Origin of the sequence: Sphingobium ummariense RL-3, assembly GCF_000447205.1 — a bacterium.
GTDB classification, from domain to species: domain Bacteria; phylum Pseudomonadota; class Alphaproteobacteria; order Sphingomonadales; family Sphingomonadaceae; genus Sphingobium; species Sphingobium ummariense.
Window position 1 is genome coordinate 118,762 of sequence record NZ_AUWY01000019.1, and the last position, 21,328, is coordinate 140,089.

General features: G+C 66.0%; 24 protein-coding genes. 12 read left to right on the plus strand and 12 right to left on the minus strand.

Going from position 1 to position 21,328, the window contains the following annotated elements; translation table 11 throughout:
- The first annotated feature begins 91 nt into the window (after positions 1-91).
- The 6 genes from ptsP to ftsH all read left to right on the plus strand — a co-directional run bounded on the left by ptsP (position 92) and on the right by ftsH (position 7,740).
- Entirely contained in the window at positions 92-2,365 is a 2,274-nt protein-coding gene (ptsP, locus tag M529_RS26095; protein WP_021316222.1) for a phosphoenolpyruvate--protein phosphotransferase, read from the plus strand.
- A 72-nt stretch (positions 2,366-2,437) separates the two neighbouring features.
- Complete coding sequence (locus tag M529_RS26100) at positions 2,438-3,394, plus strand: helix-turn-helix domain-containing protein (protein WP_021316223.1); 957 nt, start codon at positions 2,438-2,440, stop codon at positions 3,392-3,394.
- A gap of 94 nt (positions 3,395-3,488) precedes the next feature.
- The gene (locus M529_RS26105; RefSeq protein ID WP_031294040.1) at positions 3,489-4,451 is read left to right on the plus strand and encodes a tol-pal system YbgF family protein; all 963 of its coding nucleotides are present in this window, start codon (positions 3,489-3,491) and stop codon (positions 4,449-4,451) included.
- A complete protein-coding gene (tilS, locus tag M529_RS26110) occupies positions 4,451-5,413 on the plus strand; it encodes a tRNA lysidine(34) synthetase TilS (protein WP_021316225.1) in 963 nt (320 codons plus the stop codon). Before M529_RS26105 ends, tilS begins: the two co-directional genes overlap by 1 nt.
- Before the next feature lie 131 nt (positions 5,414-5,544).
- Positions 5,545-5,733, plus strand: coding sequence for a hypothetical protein (locus tag M529_RS26115; RefSeq protein WP_021316226.1), 189 nt, complete (start codon positions 5,545-5,547; stop codon positions 5,731-5,733).
- 60 nt (positions 5,734-5,793) lie between these two features.
- Entirely contained in the window at positions 5,794-7,740 is a 1,947-nt protein-coding gene (gene ftsH, locus M529_RS26120) for an ATP-dependent zinc metalloprotease FtsH (protein WP_021316227.1), read from the plus strand.
- Positions 7,741-7,852: 112 nt separating this feature from the next.
- Here the strand turns inward: ftsH and M529_RS26125 are convergent, their stop codons facing one another.
- The 4 genes from M529_RS26125 to M529_RS26140 all read right to left on the minus strand — a co-directional run bounded on the left by M529_RS26125 (position 7,853) and on the right by M529_RS26140 (position 10,113).
- Positions 7,853-8,350, minus strand: a complete 498-nt coding sequence (locus tag M529_RS26125; RefSeq protein WP_021316228.1) for a VOC family protein — start codon at positions 8,348-8,350, stop codon at positions 7,853-7,855.
- Between the two features lie 32 nt (positions 8,351-8,382).
- Positions 8,383-9,180, minus strand: a complete 798-nt coding sequence (locus tag M529_RS26130; protein WP_021316229.1) for a VOC family protein — start codon at positions 9,178-9,180, stop codon at positions 8,383-8,385.
- Between the two features lie 93 nt (positions 9,181-9,273).
- A complete protein-coding gene (locus M529_RS26135) occupies positions 9,274-9,633 on the minus strand; it encodes a DUF1428 domain-containing protein (protein ID WP_021316230.1) in 360 nt (119 codons plus the stop codon).
- Between the two features lie 33 nt (positions 9,634-9,666).
- Positions 9,667-10,113, minus strand: coding sequence for a VOC family protein (locus tag M529_RS26140; RefSeq protein WP_152522499.1), 447 nt, complete (start codon positions 10,111-10,113; stop codon positions 9,667-9,669).
- Between the two features lie 127 nt (positions 10,114-10,240).
- Here M529_RS26140 and M529_RS26145 point away from each other — a divergent pair, with 127 nt between their 5' ends.
- Entirely contained in the window at positions 10,241-10,915 is a 675-nt protein-coding gene (locus tag M529_RS26145; protein ID WP_021316232.1) for a winged helix-turn-helix transcriptional regulator, read from the plus strand.
- Here the strand turns inward: M529_RS26145 and M529_RS26150 are convergent.
- Positions 10,896-11,639, minus strand: coding sequence for an SDR family oxidoreductase (locus M529_RS26150; RefSeq protein ID WP_021316233.1), 744 nt, complete (start codon positions 11,637-11,639; stop codon positions 10,896-10,898). The two genes, M529_RS26145 and M529_RS26150, sit on opposite strands and share 20 nt — an antisense overlap.
- 107 nt (positions 11,640-11,746) lie before the next feature.
- On the opposite strand from M529_RS26150, the gene M529_RS26155 reads away from it, so the two are divergent.
- Entirely contained in the window at positions 11,747-12,178 is a 432-nt protein-coding gene (locus tag M529_RS26155) for a winged helix-turn-helix transcriptional regulator (protein ID WP_031294045.1), read from the plus strand.
- 36 nt (positions 12,179-12,214) lie between these two features.
- Here M529_RS26155 and M529_RS0123990 read toward each other — a convergent pair whose 3' ends face one another.
- Positions 12,215-12,874: a hypothetical protein gene (locus M529_RS0123990; RefSeq protein ID WP_161626312.1), complete on the minus strand. Its 660-nt coding sequence runs from the start codon at positions 12,872-12,874 to the stop codon at positions 12,215-12,217.
- Between M529_RS0123990 and M529_RS49605 the strand changes: the two genes are divergently transcribed.
- Positions 12,873-13,028 carry a hypothetical protein gene (locus M529_RS49605; protein WP_161626313.1) on the plus strand — a complete coding sequence of 52 codons (156 nt, stop codon included), beginning with the start codon at positions 12,873-12,875 and terminating at the stop codon, positions 13,026-13,028. The genes M529_RS0123990 and M529_RS49605 overlap by 2 nt on opposite strands.
- A gap of 54 nt (positions 13,029-13,082) precedes the next feature.
- Here the strand turns inward: M529_RS49605 and M529_RS26160 are convergent, their stop codons facing one another.
- Positions 13,083-14,096 carry an NAD(P)H-dependent flavin oxidoreductase gene (locus M529_RS26160; RefSeq protein WP_031294052.1) on the minus strand — a complete coding sequence of 338 codons (1,014 nt, stop codon included), beginning with the start codon at positions 14,094-14,096 and terminating at the stop codon, positions 13,083-13,085.
- Between the two features lie 104 nt (positions 14,097-14,200).
- The gene (locus M529_RS26165; protein ID WP_021316238.1) at positions 14,201-15,466 is read right to left on the minus strand and encodes an aspartate kinase; all 1,266 of its coding nucleotides are present in this window, start codon (positions 15,464-15,466) and stop codon (positions 14,201-14,203) included.
- Between the two features lie 161 nt (positions 15,467-15,627).
- Between M529_RS26165 and M529_RS26170 the strand changes: the two genes are divergently transcribed.
- On the plus strand, positions 15,628-15,819 hold the full coding sequence (locus M529_RS26170) for a hypothetical protein (protein ID WP_236617627.1): 192 nt from the start codon (positions 15,628-15,630) through the stop codon (positions 15,817-15,819).
- 54 nt (positions 15,820-15,873) lie between these two features.
- A complete protein-coding gene (gene ubiG / locus M529_RS26175; protein WP_021316240.1) occupies positions 15,874-16,608 on the plus strand; it encodes a bifunctional 2-polyprenyl-6-hydroxyphenol methylase/3-demethylubiquinol 3-O-methyltransferase UbiG in 735 nt (244 codons plus the stop codon).
- Between the two features lie 153 nt (positions 16,609-16,761).
- On the opposite strand, the gene M529_RS48910 is transcribed toward ubiG, so the two are convergent.
- The 3 genes from M529_RS48910 to M529_RS26190 form a co-directional block, all read right to left on the minus strand.
- A complete protein-coding gene (locus M529_RS48910) occupies positions 16,762-17,166 on the minus strand; it encodes a hypothetical protein (protein ID WP_152522501.1) in 405 nt (134 codons plus the stop codon).
- 113 nt (positions 17,167-17,279) lie between these two features.
- Positions 17,280-17,777: a PIN domain-containing protein gene (locus tag M529_RS26185; protein WP_021316242.1), complete on the minus strand. Its 498-nt coding sequence runs from the start codon at positions 17,775-17,777 to the stop codon at positions 17,280-17,282.
- Positions 17,777-17,989 (minus strand): type II toxin-antitoxin system Phd/YefM family antitoxin, encoded by a 213-nt coding sequence (locus tag M529_RS26190; protein WP_021316243.1) that lies wholly within the window; start codon positions 17,987-17,989, stop codon positions 17,777-17,779. The genes M529_RS26185 and M529_RS26190 overlap by 1 nt, the downstream gene beginning before the upstream one ends.
- A gap of 215 nt (positions 17,990-18,204) precedes the next feature.
- Between M529_RS26190 and M529_RS26195 the strand changes: the two genes are divergently transcribed.
- On the plus strand, positions 18,205-19,566 hold the full coding sequence (locus tag M529_RS26195) for a cation:proton antiporter (RefSeq protein ID WP_021316244.1): 1,362 nt from the start codon (positions 18,205-18,207) through the stop codon (positions 19,564-19,566).
- 79 nt (positions 19,567-19,645) lie between these two features.
- Here the strand turns inward: M529_RS26195 and M529_RS26200 are convergent, their stop codons facing one another.
- Positions 19,646-21,169: a tryptophan halogenase family protein gene (locus tag M529_RS26200; RefSeq protein ID WP_021316245.1), complete on the minus strand. Its 1,524-nt coding sequence runs from the start codon at positions 21,167-21,169 to the stop codon at positions 19,646-19,648.
- Positions 21,170-21,328 lie beyond the last annotated feature (159 nt).

A 21,328-nucleotide genomic window follows, 5' to 3' on the forward strand; every position in this document is an offset into this window, starting at 1 on the left:
ACGCACAGGGCCAGTGCTTGCGAATTGGCATCTACTGTATCGCACATGAATCACCTTGGAAAGCGGCGGGGCTATCTGATAGCGCTGGCATATGCTCAGCACGCCCGCCGCCGCCGCCCGCCAGATCCTCATCCGCTTGCAGGAAGTCATGGCCGCCCGCACCAGCGCCCAGGCCAAGCTCAACAAGGTGGTGGAAATCATCGGGGAGTCGCTGTCGAGCGAGGTCTGCTCCATCTACCTGGTGCGCGAGGGCGTGCTCGAGCTGTTCGCGACGCGCGGCCTGAAGCAGGAAGCCGTCCACGTCACCCGCATGGCGATGGGCGAAGGACTGGTGGGCCTGATCGCGACCAATGTGGAAACCCTGAACCTGGACGAGGCGGCGTCGCATCCCGACTTCTCCTACCGGCCCGAAACGGGGGAGGAGCTGTTCCACAGCTTCGCGGGCGTGCCGATCGTCCGGCGCGAGCGCGCACTGGGCGTATTGTGCGTGCAACATGTCGAGCCGCGCCGGTACGAGGAAGTGGAGATAGAGGCGCTGCAGACGGTGGCGATGGTGCTGTCGGAACTGATCGCCAATGCCGAACTGGCCGACGACGGCCCGATGGATTCCCGGGTCCAGGACACCGGCACCAGCGTCCTGCACGGCCTGCAGCTGGTGATGGGCATGGCGCGCGGTCATGCCGTCTTCCACCAGCCCCGCGTGCATATCGAACATACCGTCGCCGAGGACACGGAAGCGGAGCGCCAACGCGTCATCTCCGCCTTCGCCAAGATGCGCGAGCAGATCGACCGCATGACGGGCACAGCGGAATTCGGCACCGAAGGCGAACATCAGGAGGTGCTCGAGACCTACAAGATGTTCGCCTATGACGAAGGCTGGATCCGCCGGATCAACGAGGCGATCGACAGCGGCCTCACCGCCGAGGCGGCGATCGAGCGCGTGCAGCAGCGCACCCGCATGCGCATGCGCCAGATCGACGACCCGCTGCTGCAGGACCGGATGCACGACCTGGAGGACATGGCGAACCGCCTGCTGCGGATCGTGTCGGGACAGCTGGGGACCGCAGCGCAGTTGGGACTGCGGCAGGACGCGATCCTGATCGCCCGCAATCTGGGACCGGCCGAACTGCTGGAATATGATCGCAGGCGGCTGAAGGGCGTGATCCTGGAGGAAGGATCGCTGACCGCGCATGTCACCATCGTCGCCCGCGCCATGGGCGTGCCGGTGCTGGGCCGGGTGCGGGACATCCGCCATCAGGTGAATGAAGGCGACCTCATCCTGATGGACGTGGCCGCGAATGCGCTGCTTGTCCGGCCCACGCCGGACATGGACGAAGCGTTCGAGAACAAGCTGCACATCACCCAGCGGCGCCGCGCCGAATTCGCCGCGCTGCGCGACCTGCCGTCGGTGACGCTGGATGGACAACGGATCGAGCTGATGGTCAATGCGGGCCTGCGCGAGGACGCTCAGGCGCTCGACCTGGTCGGCGCGGACGGCATCGGCCTGTTCCGCACCGAGTTCCAGTTCCTGGTGTCCGCCACCCTGCCCCAGCGCGAAAAGCAGCAGCGGCTCTACAAGGACGTGCTGGACGCAGCCGGCGACCGGCCGGTGATCTTCCGCACCGTCGACATTGGCGGCGACAAGGCGCTGCCGTACATGCAGCGGGACGAGGAAGAGCTGGAGGACAATCCCGCCATGGGCTGGCGCGCGCTGCGGCTGGCGCTCGACCGCGACGGGCTGATGAAGGCGCAGGCCAGGGCCCTGCTGGAGGCGGCCTCGGGCAAGGTGCTCCACATCATGTTCCCGATGGTGTCGGAACCCTGGGAGTACGACCAGGCGAAGGCCCTGGTGGAGCATCAGCGTCAGTGGCTCCAGTCGCAGCGCAAGAAGCTGCCCGTGGCGATCCGCTACGGCGCCATGCTGGAAGTGCCGGCACTGGCCGAAGTGCTGGACATCCTGCTGCCCCGGCTCGATTTCCTGTCGATCGGCACCAACGACCTCACCCAGTTCCTGTTCGCCGCCGACCGCGCTCATCCCCGCCTGGCGGAGCGCTACGACTGGCTCAGCATCGCGATCCTGCGCTTCCTGGCACGTGTCGTGTCGACCTGCCACGCGCATGAGGTGCCGGTCGGCGTCTGCGGCGAGATGGGCGGGCGGACGCTGGAGGCCATGGCGCTGATCGGGCTGGGCGTGCGCCGCCTGTCGATCACGCCGGCATCAGTCGGGCCGGTCAAGGCGATGATCCGCGCGGTCGAGGCGACGGAGCTGGAGCGCTTCCTCAAAGGGCTGCTGGAAACGGGCGTTTCCGATATTCGAAGCCAGCTCACCGCCTGGGCCGAAGATCGCGATATCGAACTGAACTGAAACGCGTCCCGCCGTTGACAACGGCCGTGCAGCAATGAGACAAGGCCGCCACCCAAAGGGTCGCGGAGCAGCATGTCAGACGAACCGGAACTGGAAACGGGCGTGGAAAGCGCGCCTGCCGAACAGCCCATCGCCCCGGACACGCCGGGCGCGAAGTTGCGCGCCGCGCGCGAGGCGCGGGGCATGTCCATCCAGGACATCGCCACCCGGACCCGGATCGCCCAGCGTCAGCTGGAGGCGATCGAGAATGACGATTATGCCGCGCTGCCGGGTATCCCCTATGCCGTGGGCTTCGCGCGGGCCTATGCGCGCACCGTGGGGATGGACGAAGTCGCGATCGCGGCCGACGTGCGCCACGCGGTCAACCAGTCTGATCTGGGCGCGAACCGGTACGAAGCCTTCGAGCCGGCCGATCCCGCCCGGGTTCCTTCCCGCATGCTCGCCTGGACCGCCGCATTGATCGCGATCGTCGTGGTCGCCGGCTTCGCTCTGTGGCGGACGCAGCTGCTGACTCCGCCGACAGGCGAGGAGATCGCGAAGCAGGAGGAGGCGCCCCCCTCCCGCGGCGGCCCAGCCACGGCGGCACCTGCCCGGCCCGTCGACCAGACGGTCACCTTCACCGCGGTCGACGATGTGTGGCTGCGTATCTATGACGAGGCCGGCGAGCGGCTGAAGGACGGGCTGATGAAGAAGGGCGAGGTGTTCACCCTGCCTGCTGACGCCCGCAACCCGATGATCCTGACGGGCCGGCCGCAAGCGCTCGCCGTCGCGGTAGGCGGCAAGGCGATCGCGCCGCTGGGCGCGGCGGATCGCACGATCGCCGACGTACCAGTCAGCGCGACGGCGCTTCTGGCGCGAGCTGCGTCCACCCAGGCACCGGCCGCGCTTCCCGCTGCGGGGGGCCGTCCCGCCCCGCGCCGCGCTGCGCCCGGTGCGGCCACGGGCGGCGAATCGCCCGCATCCGCCGACGAGGCGCAGCCCTCTGCGCCAGCGCAGGTCACGACGGGAACCGCAACACCGGCCGACTGACACGGCCGGGCGCGGCGCCGGAAGGTAAAGTGCCGCTTTACGGCGCAGAATATCCCCTTATGGTTAAGCGCGAGAGTTTGCGTCGGGGATCATCATGCGTCACGTATTTTCCGCGGTTTCCGCTCTGGCATTGGGGATGCCGGCGGTCCTGGCGGTGGCAGTTCCTGCCGCCGCGCAGAATGTTCCGATCGATACGCGGGTGGATCGGCTTGAAAAGGAAATGCGCGCCGTGCAGCGGAAGGTGTTTCCGGCCGGCGCCCCGATCGAGGCGGAGGTGACACGCCCCGCGGCACCGGCCGTGGTGCCCGGATCGCCCGCATCGACCCCGCTCGCTGATCTGACCGCCCGCGTCGGCGCGCTGGAATCGCAGCTCGCCTCGATGACCGGGCAGGTCGAGGAGAACAGCTACAAACTCCGGCAACTGGAAGAGGCGTTCAACCGCTACAAGGCGGAGACGGACAGCCGTCTGTCCCAGCAGCAGGCGCAAGTGCAGCCGCAGGAACCGCCGGCCGTTCGACCCACGGTGTCTGCACCCATAGCGGCGACCGATCCCGCTTCGGCGAAGCCTGCGCCCGCGCGCCCTGCAGCGGCCAAGCCCGCCCCGGCGCCTGCCGCCAGCGAGGCGCGCAAGGCAGCCGTCGCGGCGATCGAGAAGCCCGATACGGGCGACGCGGCTAACGATGCCTACACCTATGGCTTCCGCCTGTGGGACGCGAAATTCTATCCCGAAGCGCAGGCGCAGCTGAAGGCGACGGTCGACCAGTACGGCAGCAGCTCGGTGGCAAGCCGCGCGCAGAATCTGCTGGGCCGTGCCTATCTGGACGAGGGCAAGCCGGCGCTGGCGTCCGTCGCCTTTTACGAGAATTATCAGAAACGCCCGCGCGGCGACCGCGCGGCCGACAGCCTCGCCTGGCTCGGCGAGGCCCTGATCCAGCTCAAGAAGCCGGCCGACGCCTGCAAGGTCTATGCGGAACTGGAGCAGGTCTATGGCGAAAGCCTGTCCGCCAGCCTGCGCACCATGATGGACAAGGGCAAGGCCAAAGCCCAGTGTAGCTGATGCCTGCCGCGGGCACGCGGGAGGGTGACGCCAACGGGCTTCTGGCTCTCTTCGTCCGGGCGACTGGAGAGCTGGTGGGCAAAGGCGAAGGCCGCTTCGGCATCGCCGTGTCAGGCGGGCCCGACAGCATGGCACTGCTGGACCTTGCTGCGCGCGGTTTCCCGGGACGGGTCGCGGCCGCCACTATGGACCATGGGCTTAGGACGGAATCGGCCAGCGAGGCCGCGATGGTGGCGCATTGGTGCGAAGCGCGGGACATCGCGCATGCGATTCTGCGCCCTTCCCTTCCACCGGAGGGCAATGTCCACGCCTGGGCGAGAGAGCAGCGCTATGCGGCGCTGGAGGCCTGGCGGCAGGCGGAGGGGCTGGACTGGCTGATGACCGCCCATCATGCCGACGATCAAGCGGAAACGCTGCTGATGCGGCTCAACCGCGGCTCGGGGGTTGGTGGGTTGGCCGGCGTCCGGGCAAGGGCCGGATGCGTCATCCGCCCGCTGCTGGACATGCGTAAGGCGGACCTTCTAGCCTATGCGCGGGCGCGTGAATTACCCTTTGCCCTCGACCCGTCCAATGCCGACACGCGGTTCGACCGGACGCGGATGCGGAGCGCTCTGGCAGAGGCGGGCTGGCTCGACGTCCGCGCAGCAGGCAGGAGTGCGGCTGCATTGGCAGCGGCCGAAGAAGCGCTCCAGTGGATGGTTGGCGACCTTGCGGCGGCGCATGTCCGGCAAAGCGGCGAGGCATGGCTGCTCGATCGCACAGACCTGCCCCGCGAGCTGCTGCGACGCCTGCTGCTGCACATGCTGGCGCAGGCCGACCCCGGCGCATCCGCGCCCCGCGGCGAAACGCTGGATCGGGCAATCGCCCTGGCCCAGGCGGGACGCCAGACGAGCCTCGGCCGATGGCTGCTGAAGGGTGGCACTTGCTGGACCATGGAAGCCGCTCCACTCAGGCGACATTGAAGTCGTTTCGGAAAGGTTCCACGGATCATCGCGGTCCTTCCACAGCTGATCGCTTTTTTTGGCCCTGATGACCTTTCCTTAAAGGCTCGTCCGTCTATTCTGCCGACAACTCCGGACAGGAACTTCACACGATGATGGAATTTGCGGCGCTGACCTATGGTCTGCTGGCCAGTGTCATTCTCTCCGCGGCCAATCGCAACCGCAAGCTTGCCAAGCCGCATCCGCCGATGCTGCTCTACACCGGCTATCTGCTATGCGGCCTTTCGGCGGGCATCGCGCTGGCGCTCGCCTATGTCGCCTTCTCGCTGATGGGCAGCTGACGTAGCGCCAGCTTGCGCTTTTCCGGCAGCATCCTATCTTGCCGGGTGAAAGAGAGTGACATGAACGACGACAAGGAACCGCAGGGCAACCCCTGGATCAAGAGCGCGATGATTTGGGCAGGCGTCATCATCGCCCTGCTTCTCTTCGTGTCCATGTTCGACCGCCCGGCCACGACCGCCGGATCGGCCATCGCCTATTCCGAGTTCCGCTCGAAGGTGCAGGAGGGCCAGGTCAAGGACGTGGCGATCGCGCCCGACCGGATTTCCGGCACCCTGTCCAGCGGGCAGAAGTTCAGCACGATCCCCGTCAACGATCCGGGCCTCACTGGCCTGCTCGACGACTATAACGTCAAATATTCCGGCCAGCCCGAGGAGCAGCCGAGCTTCTGGATGATCCTCATCTATCAGTCGCTGCCGTTCCTCCTGATCCTTGGCATTGCCTTCTTCGTGCTGCGCCAGATGCAGAAGGGCGGCGGCGCGGGCGGCGCGATGGGCTTCGGCAAGTCCAAGGCGAAGCTGCTGACCGAAAAGCACGGCAAGGTGACCTTCGACGATGTCGCCGGAATCGACGAGGCGCGCGAGGAGCTCCAGGAAATCGTCGAGTTCCTGAAGGACCCGAGCAAGTTCGCGCGGCTGGGCGGCAAGATTCCCAAGGGCGCGCTGCTGGTCGGTTCGCCCGGCACCGGCAAGACGCTGCTCGCCCGCGCCATTGCGGGTGAGGCGGGCGTGCCCTTCTTCACCATTTCCGGCTCCGACTTCGTCGAGATGTTCGTCGGCGTGGGTGCCAGCCGTGTGCGCGACATGTTCGAGCAGGCGAAGAAGAACGCCCCCTGCATCGTCTTCATCGACGAGATCGACGCGGTCGGCCGCCATCGCGGCGCGGGCCTGGGCAACGGCAATGACGAGCGCGAGCAGACGCTGAACCAGCTGCTGGTCGAGATGGACGGATTCGAGGCCAATGAGGGCATCATCATCGTCGCGGCCACCAACCGCCCCGACGTGCTGGACCCCGCTTTGCTGCGCCCAGGCCGCTTCGACCGGCAGGTCGTGGTGCCGCGCCCCGACATCGAGGGCCGGGAGAAGATCCTCGCCGTTCACATGAAGAAGGTGCCGCTGGCGCCGGACGTCAACCCCCGCACCATCGCGCGCGGCACGCCGGGTTTCTCCGGCGCGGACCTCGCCAACCTCGTCAACGAAGCGGCGCTGATGGCAGCGCGCCGGGGCAAGCGCCTCGTCGCCATGGACGAGTTCGAGGCGGCGAAGGACAAGGTCATGATGGGCAGCGAGCGCCGCTCCATGGTCATGACCGACGACGAAAAGAAGATGACCGCCTATCATGAGGCCGGCCACGCCATCGTCGCGGTTCACGAACCAGCGTCCGATCCGATCCACAAGGCGACGATCATCCCGCGCGGCCGGGCGCTGGGCATGGTGATGCGCCTGCCGGAGCGTGACAGCTACAGCTATCACCGTGACAAGATGCACGCCAACATGGCCGTCGCCATGGGCGGGCGCGTCGCCGAAGAGATCATCTTCGGCTATGACAAGGTGTCGAGCGGCGCATCGGGCGACATCCAGTACGCCACCCGCCTGGCGCGTGACATGGTTACCCAGTGGGGCATGTCCGACAAGCTCGGTCCACTGCAATATGAGGAGCAGCAGGGCGAAACCTTCCTCGGCTATTCGCAGAGCCAGCGCGTCCACATGTCGGATGAGACGGCCAAGCTTATCGACAAGGAAATCCGCGGTCTGGTCGAGCAGGGCTATGCCCGGGCGCAGGACGTGCTGAAGGGCCATGAAGACCAGTTGCACCTGCTCGCCAATGCGCTGCTCGAATATGAGACGCTGAGCGGCGAGGAAATCAAGACGCTGCTCGACAAGGGCGAGATCACCCGCGACGACGGCACGACGATCAAGCCCTCGACGATCCCGGCCGCGGGTTCCTCAATCCCCAAGACGCGCAAGCGTACCGGCCCCTTTGGCGAACCCCGGCCGGCTGGCGCCTGATCGCGGCACGCACACGTGAAATGGAGGGGCGCGACAATCGGTCGCGCCCCTCTTCGTATGAATCCAAAGGTAGCGGAGGGGACAAGCCCTCCCGGTGCCGTGGCCGGCTCGCCTATTCCACCTTTCCCTCGAAAGCGGCGCGGAGAGCCGCAATGTCGAGCCGCTGCATCTGCAACATGGCCGCCGACATACGGGTGATACCGGCGGCATTGCCGCTCTTCTGCAGGGCAATCAGTTCCTCGGGCACCAGCTGCCAGGACAGGCCGAACCGGTCCTTGAGCCAGCCGCAAGGTCCCGGCGCGCCACCGTCGGCGGTAAGGGCGTCGTAACGCCGGTCGAGTTCCGACTGATCCTTGCAGGTGACGGAGATCGACACAGCCTCCGTGAAGGGAAACATCGGACCGCCGTTGAGGCCCTGGAATCGCTGCCCCATCAGGGTGAATTCCACCAGCATGGGATATCCACCCGGAAAGGGAGAGGGAAAAGGCGAATCCTGCGGATAGGGCGTGATGCTGTCGATCGAACCTTCACCCAGGGCAGAGATGTAGAATTGCGCCGCCTCTTCGGCCTGGCCGTCGAACCATAGGCAGGTGGCGATGGGGGTGGTCATGATCCTTCTCCTCGATGGGAGCCGCGCGACGATCAGACGCCGCGCATGCCCACCAGCGCGAACATCGCGCCCTGGGGGTCCGTGGCCTGGATGATCCAGGCGCCGCCCGGCACCTCCATCGGGCCGTTGAGCAGCGTGCCGCCACCCGCCTTCACCCGCTCCAGCGCGGCGTCGATGTCGTCGACGACGAAATAGAACAGCCACAGAGGAGCCGGCATTTCCTTCGGGATCGGCATGATGCCGCCGGTCATCGCCTGGAAATCCGCGCCGCCGGTCTGCGAAATGAGCTGATAGCTGCCCATTTCGCCCATATCCATGGCGTCACCGGTGCTCCAGCCGAACTGGCCGGTGTAGAAGGCGAGGTCAGCAGCGAAGTCCCCGCTGTAGAGCTCATGCCAGCCGACATGACCGGTCGCCATCGGCGGGGCTGCCTCCATCCCTTCCGGGCTGGAGCCCTTCAGCAGCATGAAGGTCGCGCCGCCGGGATCGCCGACGACGGCGAAGCGGCCGACCCCCGGTATGTCCGCCGGTGGCCGCTTCACGCTGCCGCCAGCCGCGGTCAGGCGCGCGGCGTCGGCATCGACGTCGGCCGATCCGACATAGCCGCCCCACCAGGGCGTCATGCCGCAATCCTTCGCTTCGTCCGGGATCGCCATGATCCCGCCGAGCTGGCCGGCGCTGCCCGAGACGACATGATAGACATGTCCCTGCTGCGCATCGCCGAAAGGTGTGGTCGTCCAGCCGACGACATCGCCATAGAAGGCGATCGCCGCCTCCGGATCGCTGGTCATCAACTCATACCAGAAGAATTTTCCGTTGAAGTCGGTCATGCCGATAACTCCTGTGAATGCCGTTCGACGGCTCCGCGCGCCAGCGGATGGCGCGCGGAGGACGGCGGGGAACCGCAACGCTGGCGGTGGATGTCAGGCCTTGCGCTCGACGACCGGCGAGAAGCCGCCATAGATCATGCGCGCGCCGGAGAAGGGCATTTCTTCCCCCTCCATCTTCAGGCGCTCGTCGCTCATGATCTTCGCATTGCCGGCGTCGCGCACCTCCTTGGAGGGCCAGACGACCCAGGAGAAGACGACCTCCTCCCCTTCCTCGGCGATCACCGCGGTGCGGAAATCATTGGTCTTGCCTGGGGCGATGTCATCGCCCCAGCACTCCATGTAATGGAGCGCGCCATATTCCATCCAGATCGGCGCCGCCTTCTCCGCCAGCGCGATATAGGCGTCCTTCTTCTCCTTGGGCACCGGCACCAGGAAACCGTCGACATAGGTCATTGCATCTCTCCTTGGGCTCGCTGTTCCAACAGGTCAGGCGATAGCGGGCTCTTCCTGACCGGCACCGGGCATGGCTTCCATGTCCATCCAGGCGACTTCCCAGATATGGCCGTCCGGATCGGCGAAGTTGCGGCCATACATGAAGCCGTGGTCCTGTACAGGATTGGGCTGGGTGCCCCCGGCCGCCAGCGCCTTGTCGGCGATCTCGTCGACCTCCGCCCGGCTTCCGGCGGACAGCGCCAGCAACATCTGGGCGGTTTCCCCCGCGTCGGGAATCCGGCGCGGCGTAAAGCCGGCGAAGCGCGCATGCGTCAACAGCATCACATGGATCGCTTCCGAGAAGCTCAGCATCTGCGCCTGCTCGTCGGCGAAATTGTCGTTCCGCACCGCACCCACCGCCTCGTAGAAGGCGATGGAAGCCGGCAGGTCCGTCACCGGCAGGTTCACGAAGATCATTTTTGGGGCCAAGGCCATCGTCACTCTCCCAATTGCAGGTTCGTGTCGCTCCCTACGGCCGTCCTTATGCGACTCAGCGACTTGAACTGTGTGCCGTCACAGATTATGTTTTGCAACGCCAAAGTTAGAAAAGATAACCAACGACTCCAAAATGAAGAAAAGAGCCTATCAGGACGGCTGCGCGGTCGCCCATGCGCTGGACATCATCGGCGATCGCTGGGCGATGCCGATCATGCGGGAATTGCTGCTTGGGCCCAAGCGCTTCACCGATCTGCGGGCCAGCCTGCCCGGAATCAGCGCCAATGTGCTGACGCAGCGGCTGGAGGAGTTGGAGGCAGCGAGCGTGCTGGTCCGGCGCCGCCTGCCCCCGCCGGCCGCCAGCCAGGTCTATGCCCTGACCGACTGGGGCCGCGAGTCGGAAATCCTGTTCCAGGTGCTGGGTCGATGGGCGTGCCGGTCGCCGACGATGCAGCCTGGTATGCCGATGAGCAGCGCGTCGGTGATCCTGTCGATGCGCACGATGATCGACCGGGGGCGGATCGGCGACATGAACGGCGTGATCGCCATGTATTTCGGCGAAGAGGCGTTCCGCGCCGTGGTGCGAGGCGGCGACTTCATGGTCGTGCGCGAGGATGCCGCCGATGCCGATGCGACGCTGACGGGCGACCAGAATGCGCTGGCCGCGGTGATCTATGGCGGCGCCCGCTTCGAGGATGTCGAGGACGCATTGAAGGTCGAGGGGGACCGGAGGCTGGCGGAACGGTTCGTCCGCCTGTTCCCCCTGCCCCCCAAGGCGCCCTCTACCGTCAGTGCTGCTGCCGATTGAGCCCCGCAAACACCTGATCGAACGTGCCCTGCCGCTCGGCATAGCGCAGGAAGCCGACCCGCTCGACGCAGATTTCCGGGGGCGTGGGCTGCTGCCGCAACAGGCCCATCATTTCCGCGATGAACGCGTCAAGCGGCATCATCATCGGGTTTTCGGCATGGCCGGGCATCAGGTCGGTCTGGACGCCGGGCGGCACGATCTCGATCACCTCGACCGCGCTGTCCCGAAGCTGTTCGCGCAGGGACAGGGTCCAGCTGTGGATCGCCGCCTTGGTCGCGCCATAGGTCGGCGTTGCTGCCAGAGGCACGAAGGCGAGGCCGGACGAAACGGTGAGGATCGCCGCCGAGGGCCGCGTCAGGAAATGCGGCAGCAGGGCGTGGGTGAGGCGGATGGGACCCAGCAGGTTGGTGGCGATCGTCGCCTCCGCCGTGGCTAGGTCGATGCGGTCCTCCGCGACCATAATGCCCGCATTGTGGATCACTGCATCGAGCGTCGGGAAGTCGGTGATGAGCTGCGACGCGAACGCGGCGATGGCAGCGGGATCCTCCATGTCGACGGTCCGGGTCGCCATGCCGGGATGATCGGCCGCGACGGCGTCCAGCGCCGCCTGCCGACGGCCGGCGATGATGACCTGGTTGCCGGCCTGGTGGAATTCATGGGCCAGCGCAGCGCCGATGCCGGTTCCGCCGCCGGTGATGAGGATGGTGTTGCCGCTCTGCTGCATGGGATGTCCTTTCCTGGTCAAGCGTGGTGCTTGACCGGCAAGATAATTCCATGCTCTCTTTTGGAAAGAAGGCACCAGAAAGTGCTATAGACACCGAAAGGTAAGAAATGGAAAATCAAGGACAGAGAGGCTTTTCAAAAGCGGAAATTCCCGATCCCAAGGCTTGGTTGGACGGTACGCCGCCCGCAGAGTCTGACCCGCGAGTCGAACGACTCGTCAACGAACTGATCGGCCGGGTGGCGGACAAGTGGACGATGCTGATCCTGGAACTGCTGGAGGAGAAGGGCACGCTGCGCTTCACTGAAATCGGCCGGCAGGTGGAGGGCATCAGCCAGAAGATGCTGACCCAGACGCTGCGCCAGATGGAGCGAGACGGGCTGGCGACGCGCACCGTGCATCCGGTGGTGCCGCCGCGCGTCGACTATGCGCTCACCCCGCTGGGCAACAGCCTGAGCGCCGCCTTCTGCGGCGTATGGATCTGGGCCGAACGCCATCTGGCTGCCGTGGAGGAAGCCCGCGCCCGGTTCGACGCGCTCTAGCGAACCTTCTCCCGATCCCGGAGGAAGCAGCCCGAATTACTGGGGCGGCGTGATCGTCTGCGACGGCGCGACGGGCGGCGTCGACGGGATGTTCAGCGGCAGATCAGGGAGCGGCGCCTCGGGCGGCGGAGGCGGCGCGGGCTCGCTCTGGTTGGGATCGGGCCCCAGCAAGGTCACCGTTGCGCCGAAACGGCGGCGCCATTCCTCCAGCCGCCGCAGATAGTCCGCATAGGCTTCATAGAAATCCTGGAACGGCTTTTCCAGGTCGTGCAACGCCTGGGGCGCATAGGCCAGCAACTGCTGCGCCGTCATCCCGTTGATGATAGTCAGCACCGCCACCGACTGGGCACAGAAGGCCGGCTGCACCGGCGGCAAAGCGAAGAAGTTGTAGACCGTCGTGTTGAGCCGCTCGCGCGCCTCGAGGAAGTTGGACGTGTATCGCCCCTGGTACAGCGCCTCGATCGCGTCATTCGCCTGCTTGAGCGGAATGACATGAATCTTGAGCATGCGGTTATACTGGATCAGCGCCTGCTCGCCCTGGCCGTGACAGGACAGCGCCGCCACATTGAGCGCCATGCGCACGTGCCACAACGCCTGCTGTCCCTGCATCCCGCGATTGGGGGTCAGGTAGGTGCCGTCCGCCGCCTTGTCGGGCAGGTCCATGTCCGGCGCGGCGCCGTCCGGGGGCGTGGGCATGATGGTGGGCACCACGGGCGGCGGCGGCGTGGGCGGCGGTGGAGGCGGCGGCGTGGTGCAGGCGGCGACCGCAATGACGGCGGCGAGCGAGAGACGCGCAGGCAAACGGCGCAGCGACAACATCAAATTCTCCAACGATATCGGGCACCTGTGATGCCCTGAAAAAGCCGTCGAGGAAACCGGGCCGCGCACGGATCGCCGCATCAGGTCAGGCGGCCCGTCGCTTGAGCGCGGCGGCAGCCTCGTCCATCAGCTGTGCGATGATAGCGGCGACCGGCTCTTCCTTCGTCACCATGCCGACCGATTGGCCAGCCATCAGCGACCCGCCTTCCACATCGCCGTCGATCACTGCGCGCCGCAGCGCCCCGGCCCAATAATGCTCGATCTGCAACTGGGCTTCCACCATTTCGATAGCCCCTGAATCCAGCAGGTTGGCGACTTCGCGCTGCTTGGCCGTGAAGCTTTCCGTCCCGGCATTGCGCAGCGCGCGCACGGGGATGACGGGAAGGCGCGGGTCGAGCTGCACGCTGGCGACCGCATCGCGCGCCGAGGCGCGAAAAAAGGCCTTCTTGAACGCGGGATGGGCGATGCTCTCGGTCGCGCAGGCGAAGCGGGTGCCGAGCTGCACGCCCGAGGCCCCCATTTCCAGATAGCCGGCGATCAGCTCACCCCGGCCGATGCCGCCCGCCACGAACACCGGCAGCTGCGATGCCATCTCGGGCAGGATTTCCTGCGCCAGCACGCTGGTCGAGACCGGCCCGATATGGCCGCCGGCCTCATGCCCCTCGATGATGAGGGCATCGACGCCCGAGCGGGCGAGCTTCTTCGCCAGCGCCAGGGCGGGCGCAAAGCAGAGGAGCTTCGCCCCCTTCGCCTTGATCGCCTCGATGCTGCCCTTGGGCGGCAATCCTCCCGCCAGCACCACATGGCCGACGTCATGCGCTGCGCACACTTCGATCAGCTCGAACAGCTGAGGATGCATGGTGATGAGGTTGACGCCGAAGGGGCGGTCGGTCAGCGCCTTCGTCGCCGCGATCTCGGCGTCGAGCAGCGCAGGCGTCATCGCGCCGCAGGCGATCACGCCGAAGCCGCCGGCATTCGAGATGGCGGAAACGAGGTTCCGTTCCGACACCCAGCTCATCGCGCCACAGAGGATCGCTGTGTCGCAGCCCAGGAATTCGGTGCCGCGGGCCATGAGGGAAGTGAGTTTCGCGTGGGTCATGCCGGTCCCATGAATCAAAACCCCCTCCCTTGCAAGGGAGGGGGTGTTTGCGGGATCGGCTCGTTCCGTTTGCGCCTGCCCTTCAGCGGGCAGGGAAAGGGATGTCACGCCACCGGCGCGTCGAGGCCATAGGCGGTGTGGAGAACGCGGACCGCAAGCTCGGTCTCGTCCTCGTCGATCAGCACGCTGACCTTGATTTCGCTGGTCGAGATCGCCTCGATATTGATGCCGCGATCGCCCAGTGTCTTGAACATCGTCGCCGCGACGCCGGCATGGCTGCGCATGCCCACGCCCACGACACTGATCTTCGCCACTTCCGCATCGGTGATGATGCGACGGAAGCCGATCTGGTCCTTGCGGCTTTCCAGCAGGTCGACGCTGCGGGCCAGGTCGGCGCGCGGCACGGTGAAGGTGACGTCGGTCTCCTCCTTCTCCTTGCTGTCGTTCTGGATGATCATGTCGACATTGATGCTCGCCTCGGCCAGCGGGCTGAAGATGCTGGCGACCGCGCCCGGCTTGTCGGGCACGCGAGTCACGATGATCTTCGCCTCGTTCTTGTCATGAGCGATGCCGGTGATGAGCTGACGTTCCATCTGGTCTTCCTTGAGCTTGGCTTCCAGTTCCTCCTCGCTGACGATCAGCGTACCGGGGAGGTCGTCCTGGGTGGGGTCGTCGAAGGAGGAAAGCACCTGCACGACCACGCCTTCCTTCATGGCGAGGCCGACCGATCGGGTCTGGAGCACCTTGGCGCCGACCGAGGCCAACTCCAGCATCTCCTCATAGGTGACGAGGTTCAGCTTGCGCGCCCGGGCAACGATGCGCGGGTCGGTGGTGTAGACGCCGTCGACGTCGGTGTAGATGTCGCAGCGATCGGCCTTGACCGCCGCCGCCACGGCGACGGCGGAGGTGTCGGAGCCGCCGCGGCCCAGGGTGGAGATGCGGCCGTCGGCCATCACCCCCTGGAATCCCGGAATGACCGCGACCTGGCCGGACCGCATCGCCGCCATCAGGTCTAGCGTGCCGATATCGGTGATCCGCGCCTTGGCATGGGCTTCCTCGGTGCGGATGGGAAGCTGCCAGCCGAGCCAGCTGCGCGCCTCCACCCCCATGGCCTTCAGCGTCATCGCCAGCAGCCCGCTCGTCACCTGCTCGCCCGACGCGACGACCACGTCATATTCGGCCGGGTCGTAGAGCGGCGAGGCTTCCTTGCAGAAGCCCACCAGCCGGTCGGTTTCCCCTGCCATGGCGGAAACGACGACGGCGACCTCGTGCCCCTGCTCGACGACATGCTTCACGCGGGCGGCAACGTTGCGAATTCGCTCCATCCCCGCCATCGAGGTGCCACCGAATTTCATCACGATACGCGCCATTTGTTGTCGAGCCTGCCTGTTGCAAAGAAAGAAAATGTCCCGGAGGGCAAGAACGGCGCCCTCTTAGCAGCAGCGGCGGATATGGCAAGCAAGGCGAGCGACAAGGAACCCCATCGCCCCCCCGGTCATTCCCCATGGACAACGCAACAATGGAGGATGGGATGGACGGAAGCATCTGGACTCTGGTCACGATCGGCGGGCCGGTCCTGCTCGCGGGCGTGCTGATATTCGTGATTCTGAGCAACCGGCGGCACAGGAACCCCCGCGAAGTGGCCCAGACGGAGGCAGCGACGCGCGAACTCCGCCGCGACCTGAATGCCGAGGATACGGCAGGCGATCGCGAACCGCACTGACGGATCGCCCGGCGGGGTCTGGTGCGGATCGCGCCAGGCTGGTAGCAGGCGGGCATGACTGACACAGCGACTGCCACCATCGACCCGCGCGAAGCAGCGCATTTCGGCGCCATGGCGGCCGACTGGTGGGATCCGAACGGCAGCAGCGCCATGCTGCACAAGCTCAACCCGGTGCGGTTGCGCTATATCCGCGATGCCGTGAACAGGCACTGGGGCACTGACGAGCGCGGCTTCACACCGCTGACGGGGAAGCGCGCGATCGATGTGGGATGCGGCGCCGGTCTGCTGGCAGAGCCGCTTGCGCGAATGGGCGCCGCAGTGACGGGACTGGACGCGGCAGAGGAGAATATCGCCGTGGCCCGCGCCCATGCGACGTCGCAGGGCCTGCCGATCGATTATCGCGCCACGCCGGTGGAGGCGCTGGACCTTCCGCCCTTCGACCTCGTCACCGCGATGGAGGTGATAGAGCATGTCGCCGATCCGGCGGCGTTCGTCGCGGCGCTGGCGCGCAATCTGGCTCCAGAGGGCCTGCTGATCTTGTCGACTCCCAACCGCACGCCGCTATCGCGGCTGGCGATGATCACGGTGGGTGAAGGCGTGGGCGGCATCCCCAAGGGCACCCATGACTGGAACCGCTTCCTGACGCCGGAGGAACTGACCGGCCTGCTGGAGGGCGCGGGGCTGGAGGTTTTCGACGTAACCGGCCTTTCCTTCGATCCGCGCACGGGCTTCACGCTGTCGGGAAACAAGGCGATCAACTATCTGGTGACGGCCCGGCATCGGTCATGAACGCTTCGCCGGCTTCAGGCGGCGGCCCAGGAGCAGTCCACCGGGGTCCATCTTCACGCCGACCGTCCTTGGTCTGACCGAAAGGACCATAGCCCGCATAGGCTTGGCAGAAGTTGCGGGTTCCGAACCCCAGCGCGTCAGATATAGCGGTTGTCAATATAGTTGCCGCCGAACTTGATCGTGAAATCGTCCCTTGCCATTCGGGTTGAGCCAGCTCTTCGCACAGGAGGCGTCGCCACGAACGTCAGATTCTCCGTCGCGTCCCGCTTGACGTTCAGACCGGCTTGGTTGGTCTGGCTGATGTCGTAGCCGTTGTTGGCATCGAGGTCGGGCCTGCGACACGCCCGGCTGGATGAAATCGATGATCGCGCCATTCTCGCCGAGATCCACGATGCGCAGGTTGTTCTGGTTGAACCAGCCGACGATAGTCTTGTTGCTGGCGGCAAGGGCGCCGGGCGCTGAGCAGGCGGGATCCGGCGATCCGGCAGGGCGCAAAATTCTGGGCGATCCAGCCGCGACATAGACGCGATCGCTCTGCGTGCCGTGGCGCGTGTACATGCGTCGGCCAGGATGCCGAAGGTGTCACTGAACAGGATGCTGCCGGCCGGCACCACCCTGCCCGCCTGTCCAGCACCGAACCCGATCCCAACGATCTTGAAGTGTCGCGCCCCTCAGCCGCGGATGAACAGCCCGCGCAGCCACAGCGGGCGGCTGCGGCTGGCGGCCCGCCAGTCCGCCTCTTCGCCCGCCTCCTCCTCGTCATAGGCGCGCGGGTCGAGCAGCCGGATGCGCGCCCGCTTGAACTTGGCCTTGTCGAACGTGACCAGCGTCAGGCCATGTTCCAGCGCAGTGGCCGCGATCAGCGCATTGCGCTCGCCGTCGACGTCCACCTCGCCCCGCCGCAGCGCGACCGCCGCATCGACCGGCAGGATATGGCCTTCGAAGGCAGGCACGAGTTGCTGGCTGATCCAGCCTTGCAGCGCCGCACCGCCGGCCTTGTCCTGGCGGGCCACACGGACACACAGCTCTCCCAATGCCGCGACGGTCAGCGCGGAGATGAACAGCCGGTCTCGCGCCACCTTGGATGCCCATGCGATCACCCCTGCTTCGGCGTCTCGCCTCCCCGCCTGGCGCAGCTCCAGCACGATCGGGGTGTCGAGCAGGAACATCACCAGCGCCCCGGCGTCAGATCCAAGGGGGGTGAATCCGCCGGAACGGCAAGAAGATCGACGATATTGTGCTGCTCTCCCGTCAGCTGACGAAACTGATCGATGCTCATGAGCACATGGGTAGGCTTGCCCCGGTCGGTGACGAACAGCGGCTCCATCCGCGCGATTCGCTTTGCAGCGCTCACATCCTGATTGAATTCCCGGCTCGTCATCACTCGCATTTTGTACCTACATAGCTATAATGATTGCGCTACCTTATAGGTACGTTACTACTATGTGCGATTGATGCAACAGCTGCCGCCAGCGGCCCTGAAAAATTCACGGGCGTCGCGATTTCCCATTGCGCCGCCCGCCATTCCATCGCTCCCTGACCATGCGCGACAGGCCCTGACGGCCGGGCGGACGAATGTCGGGGGAGGAACAGCGAATGAATATCCTGGGCGAAGCATGGTCGACATTGGCCGACGTGCTCAATCCCCACGGCCCGGCCGTGAGCGCGGCCAAAAGCTATTCGCCGTCGGATTTCAGCGTTCACTTCTTCCTCCAGCTTGCCGTGATCATCCTCACCTGCCGCGTTGTCGGCTGGCTCGGCCAGCGGCTGCTGAAGCAGCCCCAGGTGGTCGGCGAGATGATCGCTGGCGTGGTGCTCGGCCCCTCGCTCCTGGGCCTGTTCTTCCCCGATCTCCAGAACGCGATCTTTCCGAAGGAAACCCGCAACATCCTTTATGTCGGCGCGCAGCTGGGCGTCGGCCTCTACATGTTCATGGTCGGCCTGACGCTGCGCCTCGACCATTTCCGGTCGAAGGCGAAGAGCGCCGCCACCGTGTCGGCGGCCGGCATCATCGCGCCCTTCCTGCTTGCAATATTGATTACCCCGATGCTGATCGGCGTTCCCGGCCTCTTCACGCCCGGCATCAGCCAGGCGAACGCAACGCTGTTCATGGGCGCCTGCATCGCGTTGACGGCCTTCCCGATGCTGGCGCGCATCATCAACGAGAACGGGCTCGCCAATTCGGCGCTCGGCACGCTCAGCCTGACTGCGGGCGCGTTCGATGACGCCGCGTCCTGGTGCGTGCTGGCGATCGTGCTCGCGACCTTCGGCGCCGGCCCGGGCGTCGCCATAGTCGCGATCGGCGGCGGCCTTCTCTATGTCGCCTTCATGCTGCTGTTCGGACGCCGGCTCCTCGCGCCGCTCGGCCGCGCCGTCGAACGGCGGGGCGAGATGAGCACCCAGATCCTCGCCATCACCCTGATGCTGTTCTGCCTCTCCGCCTTCCTGATGGACGCGATCGGCATCCACGCCATTTTCGGCGGCTTCCTGATGGGCGCCTGCATGCCGCGCGGCCTGTTCGTGGAAGAACTGAAGCAGAAGGTGGAACCGGTCGCGGTCGTGCTGCTGCTGCCGATGTTCTTCACCTATTCGGGGCTCAACACTCGAATGGACATGGTGAATTCCGTCGGCCTGCTGCTGGTCGCGCTGGGCATCCTGGCAGTCTCCATCCTCGCCAAGTTCGGTGCCTGCTACGCCGCCGCCCGGCTGACGGGCGAGGACAACCGCACCGCGCTCGGCATCGGCGCGCTGATGAACTCGCGCGGGCTGATGGAACTCATCATCATCAATATCGGCCTGCAGAAGGGCATCATCGGACCGACCCTGTTCTCGATGCTGGTGCTGATGGCGATCGTCACCACCGTCATGGCGACCCCGCTGTTCGAGGCGGTCTACGGCCGCAAGGCGCGCCAGACCGGAGAGCTCGACCCGCGCGACGCAAGGCTCGCCACCGCCTGAGGCTCCCCCCTGCCCGCTCCGGCACCGTGCCGGAGCGGGCATTTCCGGAGAATGCCCTCGATGAAAGCTATAATGGCCCTTAGGCGTTGATCTGCCGCATCAGCGCCCGGTTGGTGGGCAGTTCCCGGGTCGCCTGCAGGCTGAAACCGCGGATGCGGGCGAACAGCCTGTCCGCCGCCGCCGACGGGAGCTCGTCTGCCCTCTCGCCCAGCGTCGTCCGGAAATCCATGCCGTACAGGATATACTGATAGTTGAAGAAGGCGAAGCTCTCCAGGTCGAGCAGGAAGTCGAAGCGGTTCGGCGGCCGATAGCGCCACTGCCGCAGCAGTTCCTGCAATGTCTCGGGTATCGAGGCCGGATCGGCATTGTCCCGCCAGAAGGGTTCGTCGCGCCGGCTCAGGCAATAATGCAGCTTCAGAAAGTCGATGATCCTCTCATAGCGGCCGACGATCAGCTCATTGAAGCGCTTGGCGGGCGCATCGATGGGACCGGCGAGCGGAAAAAGCTCGGCCAGCATGGCGACCGCAGCCTCGATCAGCAGGACGCCGGTGGATTCCAGCGGCTCCAGGAAACCGCCCGACAGGCCGACCGCGACACAGTTCTTCACCCATTGCGTCTCGCGATAGCCGGGCTCGAACGGGATGATGCGCGCCTTGTAGGCATCGTGGCCGATATAGCCGCGCAGCACCTCCGCCGCCTCGTCATCGGTCATATGGGTCGATGAATAGACGCAGCCTATGCCCCGCGCGCTCTCCAGCCCGATGTCCCAGGTCCAGCCCGCCGCATGGGCGGTCGCGATGGTGAAGCTTTCTATCGGCGCGTCGGGCGCGGCATAGGGGATCTTGCAGGCCAGCGCGCGATCGGTGAACAGCAGGTGCCTCACGGACTTGAGGGGCGCGCCCAGCGCCTTCTTGATCAGTTCGGCGCGAAAGCCGGAACAGTCGACGAAGAGGTCGGCTTCCAGCGCCCCATGCTCGCGCGTGAGGACGCGGGCGATGCCGCCGTCAGCATCCGGCTCCACGCCCGTCAGCAGCCCGGTGACGTGCCGCACCCCCAGCTCCACCGCGCGGTCCCGCAGCACGCGCGCGAAGCCAGACGCGTCGAAATGATAGGCATAGTTGAGCGGTCCGGAAAAGGCCCCTTCATCGAACTTCTTGGGCGCGCGGCGGCTTTCCGCGACACCATGCTGGATCGTGACCGCCTCGGCGAAGCGCGGGCGGGATTCCGAGTCCTTGTGCAGCCAGCAGGACACGAGATTGGCGTCGTCGGTGTAGAGCGGCGCCTCGAACGGATGGAGATAATGATGGCGGGTCCCATCCGGCGCGGGCGCATGAAGCCAGTCGTCGAAGCGGATGCCCTGCTTGAAGGTCGCCGACGTCGCGCGCAGGAATTGCGTCTCGTCGATCCCCAGGAAGCTCAGTGTCGCGCGGATGGTGGGGAATGTGCCCTCCCCCACGCCGATGATGCCCAGCTCGGGGGATTCGAGCAGGGTGATCTCGATTCCGCCATGACCCGCCAGGCTGAAAAAGCGGGCGAGATAGGCCGCCGTCAGCCACCCGGCGGTGCCGCCGCCGACGATCAGGATTCTACGCGTGCAGGTCATGCGCCCTATCGTAGCGCAAGCCGGTGCCCAGGTGAACGGTGGACGGACAACGGGACGCATACCGTTCCGGGATCGGCGGCGGGTCTTTGACCGCAAGCCGCGGATTTTCCTTCGCAACAGCGCCGGGTGACGATAAGCATGGGCTGATCAGGGGAGGTT